Here is a 1,147-nt window from a genome sequence, read left to right as displayed (position 1 = left end):
TTCCAGGTGGCCAGGACCTTTTCGGGTGAGGGCACCTTCATCGTGACGGTCCAGTTGTTGGATCCGCTGACGGAGACGTTGAGGTTGTAGCGGTCGTTGAACTTGGTGCCGGCCGACAGCGTCGCCGTGCAGCCACCGCCCCCGCCACCACCGCCCCCGCCGCCGGAACCGCCATCGGGTGCGACAGCGCGGCCGGTGCTCGGGGAGATCATGCCGGCGCAGAGGTTGCGGCTGGCCAGGGACTGTGCGATGCGGGGGATGGCGGCGAGGGTGTTGGGGGGCCACTCGTGCATCAAGATGACCTGGCCATTGGTGAGGCGGCCGACAGCTTGCACGATGGCGTCGGTGCTGGCGTTGTTCCAGTCCTGGGAGTCGACATCCCAGATGACTTCGGTGAGGCCGTAGCGGGATTCCACCGACCTCAGGGTCGAGTTCGTCTCGCCGTACGGAGGGCGGAACAATTTCGGTGTGCCGCCGCCTGCCGCGGCGATGGCCTGCTGGGTCCGGGAGATCTCGGAGTCGATCTGGGATTCGCTCTGCTGGGTCAGGTGGGGGTGCGTGTAGCTGTGATTGCCGACCCACATTCCAGCGTTGACCTGTGCCTGGACTTGCGCGGGGTAGGCCGCTGCGTATTGGCCCTCGTTGAACATGGTGGCCCGGAGACCATTCTGTTTCAGGGCGTTGAGCAGGGCGGGGGTATGGTCGTTGGACGGTCCGTCGTCGAACGTGAGGGCGACGTAGCCGTTGCAGCTGGCAGCCTGGGCCGGTGCGGCACTTCCTGCGACAAGGGAGCTGGCCATGAGTATCCCGGCAACAAGCGCGTAACCGGTGGTGATGGCTGCCAGTGGCTTCCGGGGTGTGCGAGGCATGGGGCGTTTCCCTCCTGGGGGGAGTACGGGCAGGCCGGGGGCGGGGTGGCCTGCCCGTTGTGGTGAGGGGTTGGTGTTAGCTGGTGCTGCAGGTGACTGTGGGCCAGGTCCAGGTTCCGTTGGTCTGGATGGTGGCGCCCCAGTCGTTGCCGTTGCCGTTGGGTTTGGCTACGAGAGTCTGTGCGTCGGGGTAGCTTGCGCTGATGTTCCAGGTGGCCAGGACCTTTTCGGGTGAGGGCACCTTCATCGTGACGGTCCAGTTGTTGGATCCGCTGACG

General features: G+C 65.8%; 1 protein-coding gene and 1 pseudogene. Both read right to left on the bottom strand.

The window, feature by feature from the left end; all coding sequences use genetic code 11:
* On the bottom strand, nt 1-869 hold an 869-nt coding region (locus ADL34_RS33575; RefSeq protein WP_062674482.1), incomplete at its 3' end, for a polysaccharide deacetylase family protein.
* Nucleotides 870-945: 76 nt separating this feature from the next.
* Nucleotides 946-1,147, bottom strand: a pseudogene (locus tag ADL34_RS36975) (1,4-beta-xylanase); the annotation flags it as partial.

The sequence above is a fragment of the Streptomyces sp. NRRL WC-3605 genome (genome assembly GCF_001509795.1).
In the GTDB taxonomy this organism is placed as follows: domain Bacteria; phylum Actinomycetota; class Actinomycetes; order Streptomycetales; family Streptomycetaceae; genus Streptomyces; species Streptomyces viridochromogenes.
The sequence above is the reverse complement of the archived record's forward strand: the minus strand, read 5'-3'. Positions and strand labels throughout refer to the sequence as shown.